14 protein-coding genes and 2 pseudogenes are annotated in these 14,111 nt (G+C 72.0%); 11 read left to right on the forward strand and 5 right to left on the reverse strand.

Going from position 1 to position 14,111, the window contains the following annotated elements; all coding sequences use genetic code 11:
* The first annotated feature begins 3 nt into the window (after positions 1-3).
* From AB5J55_RS33005 to AB5J55_RS33015, 3 genes and pseudogenes are all read left to right on the forward strand, one after another.
* Positions 4-198, forward strand: a complete 195-nt coding sequence (locus tag AB5J55_RS33005) for a hypothetical protein (RefSeq protein ID WP_369274104.1) — start codon at positions 4-6, stop codon at positions 196-198.
* A 267-nt stretch (positions 199-465) separates the two neighbouring features.
* Positions 466-648: pseudogene (locus tag AB5J55_RS33010) on the forward strand (ABC transporter ATP-binding protein); the annotation flags it as partial.
* Between the two features lie 83 nt (positions 649-731).
* A complete protein-coding gene (locus tag AB5J55_RS33015) occupies positions 732-1,022 on the forward strand; it encodes a hypothetical protein (RefSeq protein WP_369276495.1) in 291 nt (96 codons plus the stop codon).
* Between the two features lie 43 nt (positions 1,023-1,065).
* On the opposite strand, the gene AB5J55_RS33020 is transcribed toward AB5J55_RS33015, so the two are convergent.
* The gene (locus AB5J55_RS33020) at positions 1,066-2,307 is read right to left on the reverse strand and encodes an endonuclease/exonuclease/phosphatase family protein (RefSeq protein WP_369274105.1); all 1,242 of its coding nucleotides are present in this window, start codon (positions 2,305-2,307) and stop codon (positions 1,066-1,068) included.
* A gap of 177 nt (positions 2,308-2,484) precedes the next feature.
* Between AB5J55_RS33020 and cyc2 the strand changes: the two genes are divergently transcribed.
* On the forward strand, positions 2,485-4,644 hold the full coding sequence (gene cyc2, locus AB5J55_RS33025) for a germacradienol/geosmin synthase Cyc2 (RefSeq protein WP_369274106.1): 2,160 nt from the start codon (positions 2,485-2,487) through the stop codon (positions 4,642-4,644).
* On the opposite strand, the gene AB5J55_RS33030 is transcribed toward cyc2, so the two are convergent.
* Both AB5J55_RS33030 and AB5J55_RS33035 read right to left on the reverse strand, forming a co-directional pair.
* Positions 4,637-4,831, reverse strand: a complete 195-nt coding sequence (locus AB5J55_RS33030) for a hypothetical protein (protein ID WP_369274107.1) — start codon at positions 4,829-4,831, stop codon at positions 4,637-4,639. The genes cyc2 and AB5J55_RS33030 overlap by 8 nt on opposite strands.
* Positions 4,828-5,154: a hypothetical protein gene (locus AB5J55_RS33035; RefSeq protein ID WP_369274108.1), complete on the reverse strand. Its 327-nt coding sequence runs from the start codon at positions 5,152-5,154 to the stop codon at positions 4,828-4,830. Before AB5J55_RS33035 ends, AB5J55_RS33030 begins: the two co-directional genes overlap by 4 nt.
* 163 nt (positions 5,155-5,317) lie before the next feature.
* Between AB5J55_RS33035 and AB5J55_RS33040 the strand changes: the two are divergent.
* Positions 5,318-5,972: pseudogene (locus AB5J55_RS33040) on the forward strand (multicopper oxidase domain-containing protein); the annotation flags it as partial.
* A gap of 99 nt (positions 5,973-6,071) precedes the next feature.
* Here AB5J55_RS33040 and AB5J55_RS33045 read toward each other — a convergent pair.
* Positions 6,072-6,815, reverse strand: a complete 744-nt coding sequence (locus tag AB5J55_RS33045) for a hypothetical protein (protein WP_369274109.1) — start codon at positions 6,813-6,815, stop codon at positions 6,072-6,074.
* A 95-nt stretch (positions 6,816-6,910) separates the two neighbouring features.
* On the opposite strand from AB5J55_RS33045, the gene AB5J55_RS33050 reads away from it, so the two are divergent.
* The 5 genes from AB5J55_RS33050 (at position 6,911) to AB5J55_RS33070 (ending at position 11,495) form a co-directional block, all read left to right on the forward strand.
* Positions 6,911-7,777: a LysR family transcriptional regulator gene (locus AB5J55_RS33050; RefSeq protein ID WP_369274110.1), complete on the forward strand. Its 867-nt coding sequence runs from the start codon at positions 6,911-6,913 to the stop codon at positions 7,775-7,777.
* Positions 7,778-7,927: 150 nt separating this feature from the next.
* Entirely contained in the window at positions 7,928-8,527 is a 600-nt protein-coding gene (locus tag AB5J55_RS33055) for a PDZ domain-containing protein (protein WP_369274111.1), read from the forward strand.
* A gap of 84 nt (positions 8,528-8,611) precedes the next feature.
* Positions 8,612-9,232 carry a LysE family translocator gene (locus AB5J55_RS33060; RefSeq protein ID WP_369274112.1) on the forward strand — a complete coding sequence of 207 codons (621 nt, stop codon included), beginning with the start codon at positions 8,612-8,614 and terminating at the stop codon, positions 9,230-9,232.
* 121 nt (positions 9,233-9,353) lie between these two features.
* Positions 9,354-10,481: an aminopeptidase P family protein gene (locus AB5J55_RS33065; protein ID WP_369274113.1), complete on the forward strand. Its 1,128-nt coding sequence runs from the start codon at positions 9,354-9,356 to the stop codon at positions 10,479-10,481.
* Positions 10,482-10,547: 66 nt separating this feature from the next.
* Positions 10,548-11,495: an aminoglycoside phosphotransferase family protein gene (locus AB5J55_RS33070; protein WP_369274114.1), complete on the forward strand. Its 948-nt coding sequence runs from the start codon at positions 10,548-10,550 to the stop codon at positions 11,493-11,495.
* 76 nt (positions 11,496-11,571) lie between these two features.
* Here AB5J55_RS33070 and treZ read toward each other — a convergent pair whose 3' ends face one another.
* A complete protein-coding gene (gene treZ / locus AB5J55_RS33075) occupies positions 11,572-13,317 on the reverse strand; it encodes a malto-oligosyltrehalose trehalohydrolase (protein ID WP_369274115.1) in 1,746 nt (581 codons plus the stop codon).
* Between the two features lie 185 nt (positions 13,318-13,502).
* On the opposite strand from treZ, the gene AB5J55_RS33080 reads away from it, so the two are divergent.
* Positions 13,503-14,054 (forward strand): DUF1707 and FHA domain-containing protein, encoded by a 552-nt coding sequence (locus tag AB5J55_RS33080; RefSeq protein ID WP_328421918.1) that lies wholly within the window; start codon positions 13,503-13,505, stop codon positions 14,052-14,054.
* The last annotated feature ends 57 nt before the right edge of the window (positions 14,055-14,111 follow it).

Below are 14,111 nucleotides of genomic sequence, written 5' to 3' on the forward strand. Positions count from 1 at the left end.
CTCATGGTGTTCTCGGAGCTGCTTCCCGGCACCGCGAACGGCATCGGCTTCACCCTCACCGGCGCCCACTTCCGCTCCGACCTGCTCACGGTCTGGGCGGCGCTCGTCCTGCTCGGCGCCCTCGGCCATCTCCTCAGCACCGCCCTGCTGGCGGTCGAGAAGCGGCTCATCGGCACAGGGAGGACGATGACCGCATGACCCGTACGCCCCCTGCAACCTCTGCGCAGGGACATCCGTGCTCCGCCTGGACGAGGTCGGCCAGCACTACGGCGACCACCAGGTGCTGCACGACATCACCCTCACCGTGCCGAACGGCCAACTCCGGTACGTCGTGGGTCGTGGGCCCGTCCGGCTGCGGAAAGTCCACGCTTCAGCGGACCATCGGCGCGGGCGTCGCCGGCGTGGCAGCACTGGCCGGGGCTGCTACCGGGGTACGACGGCACGATCACCCTGGACGGCACACCCGTGCGCGGTGTCCCCGACAACCTGGCCGTCGTCTTCCAGGACTACGCCCGCTCCCTCTACCCCTGGCTCACGGTCCGCGAGAACGTGGCGCTCCCGCTGCGCCGCAGGAGCCTGCCGAGAGCGGAGCGCCGGGCCGAGGCCGACCGCATCCTGGCACGGGTCGGCCTCACCGACACGGCCCGCCGCCACCCCTGGCAGCTTTCGGGCGGCATGCAGCAACGCGTGGCCATCGCCCGTGCCTGGTCTGCCGCCCTTCCCTGCTCCTCATGGACGAACCTTTCGGCTCCCTGGACGCCCAGACCCGGGAGGATCTGGAGGACCTCCTGCTGGAGGTCCACCGCACCGACGGCACGACGATCGTCTTTGTCACCCATGACATCGACGAGAGTGTGTACCTGGGCGACCGCGTCGTCGTCCTGTCCCCGGGACCGGGCGCCGAGGTCGTCCTGGACCAGCCGGTCGAACTCCCCGGCACCCGGGACCAGAACACGACCCGAGGCCTCGCGGAGTTCGTCGCACTGAGGTCGGAGGTGGGGCGAGCGGTGCGCAACAGGTAGGGCGTCCGAGAGCCGTCACCTGTCCGTGCCCGCGCCGCTCGGCTCAGCCCACGCGCACGTCCTGCCACACCAGCCGATGGTCGGACGTCGGCACCGTCTTCCCGTCTCCCACCAGCCGGTACAGCGGGTCGTCGGAGGCCGGCCAGAAGACGCCGTTCGCGCCCGGTATCAGGCCCCTGGACGGGATGACGTAGTCGACGCGCAGGTTCCCCGGCGCGGTGTCGCCGAAGTCGGACGTGTCGTACGCCGGGTTGCCGAGGTGCGAGGCGTTGGCGCCGCCCTGGAGCTTCGCCGCCTCGACGCCGCCCGCGCTGGCCGGCGGGGTGGCCGGGAGGTGCACCGCCGGGTGGTCGAGCAGCTGCCGGATCGCGTGGGCGTAGCTGTCGCCGTCGTACGGGTCGGCGTTGTTGTCGCCCGCGATCACGAACCGTGCCCCGGACCGCAGTCCGCCGCGCACGCCCTTGTCGTCGTAGAGGTAGGAGCTGCGCCGGCGCCCGCCGATGTAGTCCGCCCACAGCCGGATCTCGTCGTGGTTGCGGCGGCCGTTGCGGTCCTCGGTGCCGTCGAAGGTGGGCGGCGTCGGGTGCGACACCAGGAAGTTCACCGTGGAGTGGCCGATGCGCACCGGCACGTCCCAGTGGCTCTTCGACGACAGGCGGAGGATCGCGCGGGCCTCGTCGCTGTAGTAGCCCGTGGGCATCACGTGGCCCGGCATGTCCCGCCACAGGAAGCGCTGGAAGGTGCGCACCGCGCATGTGTCGATCGGGTACTTCGACAGGACGACCATGCCGTACTGCCCCGGGAACCAGCCGTAGCCGTACGCGTCCTGCCCGTACGCGTCCGAACCGGGCGTCGTGACCGCGCCGTTCTTCCCGTCGAGGTCCACACCGGAGGCGACGCCCGTGTTCACCGGGCCGGTGAAGTGGTACGGCAAGCGGATCGGCTCGGCCCCGTTGTGGCCGACGGACAGGTAGTTGCGCAGGAACAGGCGGACCGCCTTGCCCCGCTCGTCGTAGTCGAACTCGTTGATCAGCAGGACGTCCGGGTCGACCCGCTGGATGGTCTCGGCGGCGTTGCGCGCCTGGGCGTTGTCCGGCGTGGACAGGTCGGTGATCAGTGCGCCCTCGGTGCCGCGGTTCAGGGAGGCGTTGAAGGTGGCGAACCGTACGGACCGGCGGCCGTGCCGCTCGGCCGCCGAGGCCGGGAACGCCGCGGTCGTGGCCAGCGCCGCCCCGGCGAGGGAGGCGAGTGCCGTGCGGCGGGAGAGTGATCCGGTGTGGTTCATCGCGACTCCGGGGAGGGAGGGGGACACGGGGAACATGAGGCTCGAAAAGTCTGCGCGCGTAGAGATGAACGCCGCAAGGTCCGTCGAGAACTCCCGGATTCACCCGCGATTCACGCGATGGTGTGATCATGTCCCGCGCCGCGGATGCCCGTTGGGGCCCAGGGGTAGGGCCCGGCCATGACGCAGCAGCCCTTCGAACTCCCGCACTTCTACATGCCGTATCCCGCGCGGCTGAACCCACATGTGGACGAGGCCCGAGCCCATTCGACCGAGTGGGCGCGCGAGATGGGCATGCTGGAGGGGTCCGGGATCTGGGAGCAGGCCGATCTGGACGCGCACGACTACGGCCTGCTCTGCGCCTACACCCACCCCGAGTGCGACGGCCCCGCGCTCTCCCTGATCACCGACTGGTACGTGTGGGTCTTCTTCTTCGACGACCACTTCCTGGAGATCTTCAAGCGCACTCAGGACCGGGCCGGCGGCAAGGCCTACCTCGACCGGCTGCCTCTGTTCATGCCGATGGACCTGTCGACCCCGATGCCGGAGCCGCAGAACCCGGTCGAGGCGGGCCTCGCCGACCTGTGGACGCGCACGGTGCCCTCGATGTCGGCCGACTGGCGTCGCCGTTTCGCCGTCGCCACCGAGCACCTGCTGAACGAGTCCCTGTGGGAGCTGTCCAACATCAACGAGGGCCGGGTCTCCAACCCGGTCGAGTACATCGAGATGCGCCGCAAGGTGGGCGGCGCCCCCTGGTCGTCCGGTCTTGTGGAGTACGCGACGGCCGAAGTTCCCGCGTCCGTCGTCGAGTCGAGGCCGCTGCGGGTCCTGATGGAGACGTTCTCGGACGCCGTGCACCTGCGCAACGACCTGTTCTCCTACCAGCGCGAGGTCGAGGACGAGGGCGAGCTCAGCAACGGTGTTCTGGTGCTGGAGACCTTCTTCGGCTGCACCACCCAGGAGGCCGCCGACACCGTCAACGACGTCCTGACCTCCCGCCTCCACCAGTTCGAGCACACCGCCCTCACCGAGGTGCCCGCCGTGGCGCTGGAGAAGGGGCTCACCCCCGGCGAGGTCGCCGCCGTCGCCGCGTACACCCAGGGGCTTCAGGACTGGCAGTCCGGCGGCCACGAATGGCACATGCGCTCCAGCCGGTACATGAACGCGCGCGCCGAACCGACGGCGCCCTGGAAGGGCCTGACCGGTCCGGGCACTTCCGCCGCTGACGTCGGCGCGCTGCTCGCGTCGGCCGGCGCCGAACGCCTGCGTGCCTACACGCACGTGCCGTTCCAGAAGGTCGGCCCGTCCCGGCTTCCCGAGTTCTACATGCCCTTCCAACTGGAGCTCAGCCCGCACCTCGAGGGTGCACGGCACCGCCTGACCGAGTGGACGCACCGCATGGGCATCCTCGAGGAAGGTGTCTGGGACGAGGACAAACTCGCCGCCTACGACCTTCCGCTGTGCGCGGCGGGACTCGACCCGGACGCCACCCCCGAGGCCCTCGACCTCAGCTCCCACTGGCTCGCCTGGGGCACCTACGGAGACGACTACTACCCCCTCGTCTTCGGCCACCGCCGCGACCTCGCCGCCGCCCGGCTGACCACACAACGCCTGGCGGCCTGCATGCCCCTCGACGGTGAGGAGGCCACCGTGCCCCTCAACGCCATGGAGCGCGGCCTCGCCGACCTGTGGGCGCGCACGACCGCGGACATGACCCCCGAGGACCGGCGTTTCCTGAAGGACGCGGTCAACGTCATGACCGAGAGCTGGGTGTGGGAGCTGTCCAACCAGATGCAGCACCGCATCCCCGACCCGGTCGACTACCTGGAGATGCGCCGCGCCACCTTCGGCTCCGACCTCACCCTCAGCCTGTGCCGGATGGGTCACGGCCCCGCCGTCCCACCCGAGGTCTACCGCAGCGGTCCGGTCCGCTCGCTGGAGAACGCCGCCGTCGACTACGCCTGTCTCCTCAACGACGTCTTCTCGTACCAGAAGGAGATCGAGTACGAGGGCGAGATCCACAACGCGATCCTCGTCGTACAGAACTTCTTCGGCATCGACTACCCGGCCGCCCTGGACGTCGTCCACGACCTGATGACCCAGCGCATGCAGCAGTTCGAGCACGTGGCCGCGCACGAACTGCCCATCGTGTACGAGGACTTCGGGCTCTCGGAGGAAGCTCGGGAGATCATGGCGAACTACGTGGTCGACCTCCAGAACTGGCTGGCGGGCATCCTGAACTGGCACCGGGAGGTCGACCGCTACAAGGCCGAGTACCTGTCGCGCCGGGCACACGGCTTCGTGCCGGGCCGCCCGCCGGCCGTGCCCGTCCTCAGGTGAGCTCGCGCACCCGCGCGGCCGTCTCCTCGGCGAGCTTCCGGGCGCCCTTGGCGGCGTTCTCCGAGAGCTCGCCGAGTATCGCGTCGGCGGCCGGGAGGAGCGAGCGGGCCTCGTCGGGGAGGTGCGCGTCGGCCAGAGCGTGGGTGAGCCGGTAGTGCTCCTCGGCTGTGAAGCGGCCGAGGTTCACGCCTTCCCAGTGACGCAGGGAGTCGTCTCCGGGGGCTGCCAGGATCTCCCGCAGCGCCGCCAACGTCTGTACAGCTTGCGCCAGTTGACCGTCCTCACGATCCAGACGGCCTGGTTGAGGCGGGCCGAGACCCCGTCCCAGGCCTTCTCCTGCAACGCGGTGTGGAGCCGCTGAGCGCGCAGGGCCTGGGTGCGGTCACCGAGCTCCTCGAAGTCGTGGGCGAGCGCGCCCAGCGGGGCCGTGGTCAACACCCGCGGAGCGTCGGGCCGGCGGAGTCTGCTCTGGTCCATGACGATCGCGTCGAGTTCGCGGATCAGCGTCACCCGGGCGAGCTTTCATGCCCTGGTCCCGGGCCAGGTCGGTCCAGGTGGACACCGGCTCGTCCGCCGGGTCGTACCGAACAGCGAGTCGTCGAGCCCCTGCGCCCAGTCCCGCAACTCCTCGGAGCTCGCGCTGGGTTCGGGCATCCCGCCGAGACCGCACGCCGTGTCCGGTTCCTTCCGCCGGCTCACGCACGACATCGAGCACGGCCACCGGCTGATCGTGCTCACCCCGCCCGCCACGTAGGGCCGGCGGGCACCCGGAGATGTGGGAGATGGCGGAGGTCGAGGACCCGGGCGACATCCAGGTCCCCACCGACGGCGTCATCCAGGTCACCGGAGCGGACGGGAAGACCAAGACCTACCGGCGCACGGCCCGGACGTTCGACGACGGGCTCGGCTTCACCATCGCCGAGGGCAGCCACCAGCAGTGGAGCTTCCTCAACCTTGCGCCGATCGTCCACCCCATGCACATCCACCTGGCCGACTTCCAGTTGCTGGGCCGGGACGCCTATGACGTCTCGGGCTTCGACCCGGCAGTGGGCGGCACCCGCAGCCCCATCCGGTACGACGCCGCCACCGCGATCCCGCCGGCACCCAACGAACGCGGATACAAGGACGTCTTCCGGGTGCCGGGGAACCGGATGCTGCGCGTCATGGGCAGGTTCGACGGGGCGTACGGCCGGCTCATGTACCACTGCCATCTCCTCGAGCACGAGGACATGGGGATGATGCGGCCCTTCGTCGTCATGCCCGCCGAGGCACTGAAGTTCGATCACGGCGGCGGACACGGTGGCCACGGGGAGGGACACACGGGCTGACGTACGGCTGCAGGGGCACGGGCTGACGTACGCGTGCGTGACGCGGCGATGGACGAGCGGGCGTCACGCGCGCGTGCGCGGTGGAGGGACATGCGGGCCTCACGCGAGCGTGGAGACCCTCCGTGCCGCGTGCTCGACCGCGGCTCGTGCCAGCGCCCGGACGATCGGGTGCGGGCGCGGGCCGTCGCCGGACAGTTCCGGCTGGAAGAGCGTGGCCAGGAAGAAGGGATGGCCGGGCAGTTCGGCGATCCGGACGAGACCGTCCTCGTCGTGCCCCGAGAAGCGCAGGCCGTGCGCGCGGAGGGTGTCGAGGTGGCGGGAGGGGCCGTAGGCGCAGAAGTACCGCTCGACCGTCCGTTCCGAGCCGATCACCGACTGGGCGAGCGAGCCCGGCTCGACCCGGACCACCGCTTCGTGGCCGACCAGTGAACAGGCCAGGGGTTCGATGAGGAAGTCGTCCGCGTCGGGGTCGTTCTCGGCGTGGGCGACCCGGGACAGCCCGCACACCTCGCGGGCGTACTCGAGGAGTGCGTGCTGGAAGCCGCCGCAGGTGCCGAGGAACGGGATCCTCTCCTCGCGCGCCGTGCGGATCGCGGACAGCACACCCGCCTCGCTCCGGTACGGGCTGCCCGGCAACACCCACACGGCGTCGAAGCCGCGCACGGCGTCGTCGGCGACCGCGTCCTGCGAGGGGATCCAGTAGGCGTCCAGGACGAGCCGTTCGCGCTCGGCGAGGGCTTCCAGCAGCACGGGCACGCGCGTGTGCGAGGCGACGTTGGGGGAGCGGTCCCCGACCAGCGCGAGCCTTGCGGTCGTTGCTGCTCGAGCAGCGGTGTTCGTCATGGCCGTCATCCTGGGCGCGGCCCGTCCTTCACGTCCAACGATGATTACTGGACCTCCGATAAGCAGCACTGATGGCGTGCGGGATGCTCTGGCACATGGACCCGCACCTGCTGCGCACCTACGTCACCGTCGCGCGTCTCGCCTCGTTCTCCGAGGCCGCCCGCGAGCTCGGCTACACCCAGTCGGCGGTGTCCCAGCACATGGCCGCGCTCGAACAGGACCTCGGCGCTCCGCTGCTCACCCGTCGCCCCGTGGCACCCACGGCGGCCGGTGAGCGGCTCCTCGAACACGCGGGCCCGCTGTTGCTGCGCCTGGAGGCGGCCCGCGCGGACGTCGTAAGGATGGCGGCCGCGCCCGGCCGCGGACTCACGCTCGCGACCGCGTCGACCGCACTCGGACCCCGCATCCTTGCCGCGCTTCCGGCCTCCGGCGTGACCCTGCGCGTGCTGCCCCGCGACGAGGTCCCCGCTGCCGTCGCCACCGGCCCGGCCGACCTCGGCCTCGTCGACGGCCTCGCCGCCCCCAGCGACCCCCTGCGACTGCCGGATGTGGCCCCGCTGACGACGTACGGCGTGGGGGAGGAGCCCGTCTGCGTCCTCCTGCCCGACACCCACCCGCTCGCCCGGCGCACCGGCCTGCGCCTCGGCGACCTGGCCGACGCGCGCTGGCTGGAGGCCCCCGACGCGGGGCTGCCCCTCGCCCACCTCCGCGCCGCGAACGGCGGCCACGGCTTCCGCCCCGCCCTGCGCTACGAGGGCACCGACATCCACGCCCTCACCGCCCTGGCCGCGGCGGGCCACGGCCTGACCCTGCTGCCGCGCCCGGTGGCCACCGGGGTGCCCGGCGCGGTCGCCGTACCGCTCACGGAGCCGCGGGTCGTACACCGGACGGAACTGGTGTACGCCGGGGCCCTCCGAGGAGCGTCGGCAGCGGTCGCGGAGGCGTTGCTCGAACCCGCTTGAGGCAGGCCTGCCCCTCCGCCGCCCCTCCCTGACGTCCTGTTCTCCGCCGTGACGCCTATGGCTTCCCGTTCTTGACCACCGGTCAGTCTCACTCGATCGTGGCTCGTCGTGCGCCGGTGCGCAGGGTAGTCACCAGCCGGAGGCGATCCGATGGAACAGACTGCGTTGCGACCCAAGCCCATGCCAGGTCAGGGGCCCGGCGAAGAGGCCAAGCCTGCCCCCGGCGCACGGCGTCCGCACGCCGCGCCCCACCGGCGCGGCCGACGGCTCACGACCCTGCTGTGCGCGCTCCTGGCGGGAATGGTCCTGATCCTGTCCGGGGTCGGGCTCGGCACCCTCGGGGCCACGGTGATCGGCATGAGCAAGCTCGCCGAGCTGAAGCGACAAGCGGGCCTGGGTGCCCCCGGAAGCCCGTCCGAGTCGGCACCACCCGGTTCCTCCGCCCCCGCATCCCCGACGCCCACCTCCTCGCCGCGTCCAGCCGCCGTCGCCACTCTCGGCGTGGAGGCCGTGGACGCCGAGAAGCCGGGCGCCCTGCTCGTCGGCGTCCATGTCCCGGGACCGGGATACTCGGCCGGCCTGGTCCGCGGTGACGTGCTCCTGGTGTTCGGCAGGACCCGCATCGACTCGGCCGCCGACCTCGCGCGAGCCGTCGCCGGGGCCCGCCCGGGCCGCGAGGTCACCCTCACGGTGCGCCACCGCAGCGGCGGCTACCAGCAGCTGACGGCGATCCCGGGCGTCGTCACCTGACCGCCACGCGTCTCAAGCGAAGGCTTGAGGGGGAGTCCGCGAAATCCGCTGGTCCCGTTCCGCCGGCCGGGCCACGATGACCCCATGCTGACCACCCTCATCGCCTTCCTGGGAGCCTGCACCCTCGTCGCCGCCTCGCCGGGGCCCAGCACGGTGCTGATCATCAAGCAGTCGCTGCACAGCAGACGCTCCGGATTCCTGACCGTGCTCGGCAACGAGACAGGGGTCTTCGTCTGGGGCGTGGTCGCCGCGTTCGGCCTGACCGCGCTGCTGACGGCCTCCGAGGTGGCGTACGACGTGATGCGGATCGTCGGCGCCGTCGTGCTCGTCTGGTTCGGCATCCAGGCGCTGCGACAGGCCCGCCGCGCGAAGGGGGAGCACGAGACCGCGTGGGAGGGCACGCAGAAGAGCGGCTGGGCCTCCTACCGTGGCGGGCTGCTGCTCAACCTCGCCAACCCCAAGGCGGCCGTCTTCGCCCTGTCCTTCCTCCCGCAGTTCGTCCCGGAAGGCGCCCCGCACCTGCCGACCATGATCGGCCTCGCCGCACTCTGGGCGGTCTACGAAGTCGGTTACTACGGCCTCTACGTGTGGTTCGTCGGCCGGATGAAGAACGTGCTGTCCCGCGCGGGCGTGCGCCGGCGCCTGGAACAGGTCTCCGGAGGCGTGCTGCTCCTCCTCGGTGTCCGCATGGCACTGGACAGCTGACGCCACGCCCGCCCGGGCTTCCCGACGAGCCGCTCGAAAGACCCGCCGATCGGCTCGCGCCGCCCCCTCCGTACGGGCAGGATGCTGCCCGTAGTCCTTTCACGCGCCCAGGGAGGCCCGGATGACCGGCACCGCACCCGCGCCCTTCACCGCCGACGACTACAAGGCCCGTATGGAACGTGCCGCGCGGGCGGCCGCCGACGCGGGCCTGGCCGGGCTGCTGGTGGCCCCCGGCCCGGACCTGGTGTGGCTGACCGGCTACGCGCCCCCCGCGGAGACCGAGCGGCTCACGCTGCTGGTCCTCGTCCCCGGCCGGGACCCCGTCCTCGTCGTCCCCGCCCTGGAGGCCCCGGACGCCGCGCAGGCCACCGGCGCGCCCGGCCTGACCCTGCGCGACTGGACCGACGGCAAGGACCCCTACGCCGCCACCGCCGCCCTCCTCGACGCGAGCGGCCGGTTCGGCATCAGCGACAACGCCTGGGCCCTGCACCTGCTGGCCCTGCAGAAGGCGCTGCCCGGCACCTCCTACGCCTCCCTCACCGACGCGCTGCCGATGCTGCGCGCCGTCAAGGACGCCGCCGAGCTGGAGCTGCTGGCGGCAGCGGGTGCGGCCGCGGACGCAACGTTCGAGGAGATCCGGAAGGTTCCCTTCAGCGGTCGCCGCGAGTCCGAGGTCGCCGCCGACCTCGCCCACCTGCTGCGCCGCTTCGGCCACTCCCAGGTCGACTTCACGATCGTCGCCTCCGGCCCGAACGGCGCCAACCCGCATCACGAGGTGGGTGACCGCGTGATCGAACGCGGCGACATGATCGTCCTCGACTTCGGCGGCCTGAAGGACGGCTACGGCTCCGACACCTCCCGCACGGTCCACGTCGGCGAACCCACCGACGAGGAGCGCCGGGTCCACGACCTGGTGCGCGCGGCCCAGGAGGCCGGCTTCCGTGCCGTACGGCCCGGCGCCGCCTGCCAGGAGGTCGACCGGGCGGCCCGCGCGGTCATCGCGGACGCCGGATACGGCGAGTACTTCATCCACCGCACCGGGCACGGCATCGGCGTCACCACCCACGAGCCGCCGTACATGATCGAGGGCGAGGAGCAGCCCCTCGTGCCCGGCATGTGCTTCTCCGTGGAGCCCGGGATCTATCTGCCCGGCCGCTTCGGAGTGCGTATCGAGGACATCGTGACGGTCACCGAGGACGGCGGCCGGCGCCTCAACGACACGACCCGCGAGATGGTCATAGTGGACTGACCCGGCCACCGATCCGGGAGCAAGGAGCCCGGCCCCCGTAGACCCCCGAGCGACGACGGCGCGACCATGACCCAGGCACCGACACCCACCGCGGACACCGTCCGCCGACTGGTCCGTTCCCTGCTCAAGGACGGCGCGGACCACTCGGCCGGGCCCGAGGTCCGCCCTGCCGCCGCGGGCGCCGAGCCCGCCACCTGGTGGGTCGGCACCCGCCATGTGCTGCGCCTCGCCCCCGACCGTGAGGCCGCCGCCCGCCAGCGCCGCGAACTGCGCCTGCGCGACCTCGTCCGCCCGCACGTACCCGTCACGGTGCCGACGAGCGTCGCGTACGGCGAGTGGGCGCCCGGACTGACCTGCACCCTGGACACCAAGGTGCCCGGCGGGGCGGGCGGGCAGCACGACGTGTCCGCCGTCGGCGAGGCCGACCTGGCCGGGCTGCTCACAGGGCTGCGCGAGGTCCCGGTACGGCAGGCCGAGACGCTGGGCGTGCCGCGCGCCGCACCGCGCTCCCTGGAGGCCCTGCGCCGGGCCGCAGAACGTGCCGCGGCCCGCCTCGACGCCGCTGACGAGTTCGACGCCGCCCGCGTGCGCCAGCTCACCCAGCAGGCCGCCGGACAGCTCGCCGCCCAGTCCGCGACGGCCGTCCTCGTCCACCACGCCCTCACCGGCGACCACCTCGTGGTCAGCGCCGACGGCCGGGTGCGCGGCGTCCTCGGCTGGGCCGACGCCGTCCTCGGCGACCCCGCAGAGGACATCGCCGGCCTCGCTCTCGCCGTCGGCTCCCCGGCCGCCGTCCGCGCCGCCACGCTCGCCGGCTACGGGGCCCGACCCTGCCTACGAGGCCTCTGGCTCGCCCGCTGCGACGCGGTCGTCCGCCTCGCGGACCGCCTCGCCGGCAAGGGCGAGTCACCGCCACCGCTGCTGAGAGCGCAGCTCATGCACGCGTGGGAGCCGATCCTGCTGGAGCGGGTGACGGAGCTCAGGGAGGACGACGAGGGGGAGGAGGAGTTGTAGGGGTGGGCCCGCAGGCGCATGCGCGGGCTGGTCGCAGGGGCGGGACGCGTGGTCTCTCACGCCCGCCCAGCCCCGCTCACCCCTGCAACAGCACCACACCCGACTCCCCGGGCACATGCAGCACCCCGTCCGCGCCAGGCGCCTCCACGGGCTCCCACGCCGCCAGTACGGCCGCCTGCCGGGGCCCCAGCGGGATCGCCGCCGGTTCCTTGGCGAGGTTGACGGCCACGCGTACGTCGCCGCGCCGGAAGGCGAGCCAGCGCCCCTGCTCGTCGTAGGCCACCTTGGTGTCGGCGAGGTCGGGATCGGTGAGGTCGGGCTGCTCGTGGCGCAGGGCGATGAGGCGCCGGTACCAGGCCAGCACGCGCGCGTGAGGCTGGCTGTCGAGCTCGGACCAGTCGAGGCAGGAGCGGTCCCGGGTCGCCGGGTCCTGCGGGTCGGGCACATCCTCCTCGGCCCACCCGTGCGCCGCGAACTCCCGCCGTCTGCCGCGCCGTACGGCTTCGGCGAGCTCCGGGTCGGTGTGGTCGGTGAAGAACTGCCACGGCGTGCCCGCGGCCCACTCCTCGCCCATGAACAGCATCGGCGTGAACGGCGCCGTCAGTGTCAGCGTGGCCGCGCAGGCCAGCAGCCCGGGGGAGAGGACGGCCGCGAGCCGGTCGCCCTGGGCCCGGTTGCCGACCTGGTCATGGGTCTGGCTGTAGCCGAGGAGGCGGTGCGCCGCCACGCGCGTGCGGTCCAGGGGGCGCCCGTGACGGCGGCCCCGGAAGCTCGAGTACGTGCCGTCGTGGAAGTAGCCGCCGGTGAGGGTCTTGGCGAGGCCTGCCATGGGAACGCGCGCGAAGTCGGCGTAGTAGCCCTGGGACTCGCCGGTCAGCGCGGTGTGCAGGGTGTGGTGGAAGTCGTCGTTCCACTGGGCGTGCAGACCGAGGCCGCCCGCCTCGCGCGCGGTGATGAGCCGAGGGTCGTTCAGGTCCGTCTCCGCGATCAGGCACAGCGGCCGGCCCAGGTCGGCGGAGAGGGCGTCGACGGCCGTCGACAGTTCCTCCAGGAAGTGGCACGCGCGCGTGTCCACCAGCGCGTGCACCGCGTCCAGGCGCAGCCCGTCGATCCGGTAGTCCCGCAGCCAGGCCAGTGAGCTCTCCACGAGAAACGTGCGCACCTCGTCCGAGCCGGGCGCGTCCAGATTGACCGCGGAGCCCCACGGCGTGTGATGCGTGTCCGTGAGGTAGGGGCCGAAGACGGGCAGATAGTTCCCGGACGGGCCGAAGTGGTTGTGCACCACGTCGAGGACCACGCCCAGGCCCAGTTCGTGGGCCCGGTCGACGAAGCGTTTCAGCGCCTCGGGGCCGCCGTACGGCTCGTGCACGGCCCACAGCGAGACGCCCTCGTAGCCCCAGCCGTGCCGCCCCGGGAAGGGACACAGCGGCATCAACTCGATATGTGTGATGCCCAGTTCGACGAGATGCCCGAGGCGCTCGGCGGCCGCGTCCAGCGTGCCCTCACGCGTGTACGTACCCACGTGCAGCTCGTACAGCACCGCACCGGGCAGCGGTCGCCCTGCCCACTCGGTACGCCACTCGTGGCGGCCGTGGTCGACGACCGCACTGAGCCCGTCCGGGCCGTCCGGCTGCCGGCGCGAACGCGGATCGGGCAGCACCGGCCCGTCGTCCAGCGCGAAGCCGTACCGCGTCCCGTCCCGCGCCTCCGCCTCCCCCCACCACCATCCCGCTCGATCAGGATCGCGCTCCAACGCGCGCGTGGCGTCCCCGCAATGGAGCGTCACACGGCCGGCCTTCGGTGCCCACACCTCGAACTGCACGGACGGTTCCCCTTCGTCTGCTCACCGTGATGTAGCCCGTCCATGGTGCTTCAAACGAGATCAATCCGCTTTTGAATCTTCCCTTTTGCGGCGGGTGTCGTGACCTGTCTCGGCGATCACGCGCGTGTGGTGGTCGTTTCCCCGTTTTCTGGACACCGGGGGTCCACTGACCGACAATCAGCAGCGTGACGTCGTCTTTCGAGTTCAACACGTACCCCGCGCGGCTCTCCGACGTGGAGCGCGACAAGGCGCTGAAGGTGCTGCGTGACGGCGTCGCCATGGGACGGCTGTCGCACGACACGTTCGTGCGCCGCATGGAACTCGCCCTCTCCGCCCGCCGTGCGGACGAGCTAGCGGCGCTCACCGCGGACCTGCCCTCCGAGAGCCGTCTGTCCCGCCTGGTGTTCGGCACCGTCGAGGCGGTCTCCGGCTTCACCGTACGGCTGCGCAGGGCATGGCAGGCCGAGCGGCTGCCCAAGCTGCTGCTGCCCCACCCCGGGTCCGGTCATCCGCTGCGCATAGGGCGCGACCCCGCCAACGGGCTGCGGCTGACCCACGAGACGGTGTCCCGGGTGCACGCCGAACTGAGCCACCAGGCCGGCCTGTGGGTCCTGCGTGACCTCGGCTCCACCAACGGCACCACGGTCAACGGCAGGCGCGTCATCGGTGCCGTCGTGGTCCGCGAGGGCGACCAGGTCGGCTTCGGCCGGATGTCGTTCCGGCTCGCCGCGAACTGAGCCGGCCAGCGGCTCGGGGCCTCCCTTTGCTTGAAGCGTTGACTCAAGTCCCTTTGC

This window comes from Streptomyces sp. R11, from assembly GCF_041051905.1.
Taxonomy (GTDB): Bacteria; Actinomycetota; Actinomycetes; order Streptomycetales; family Streptomycetaceae; genus Streptomyces.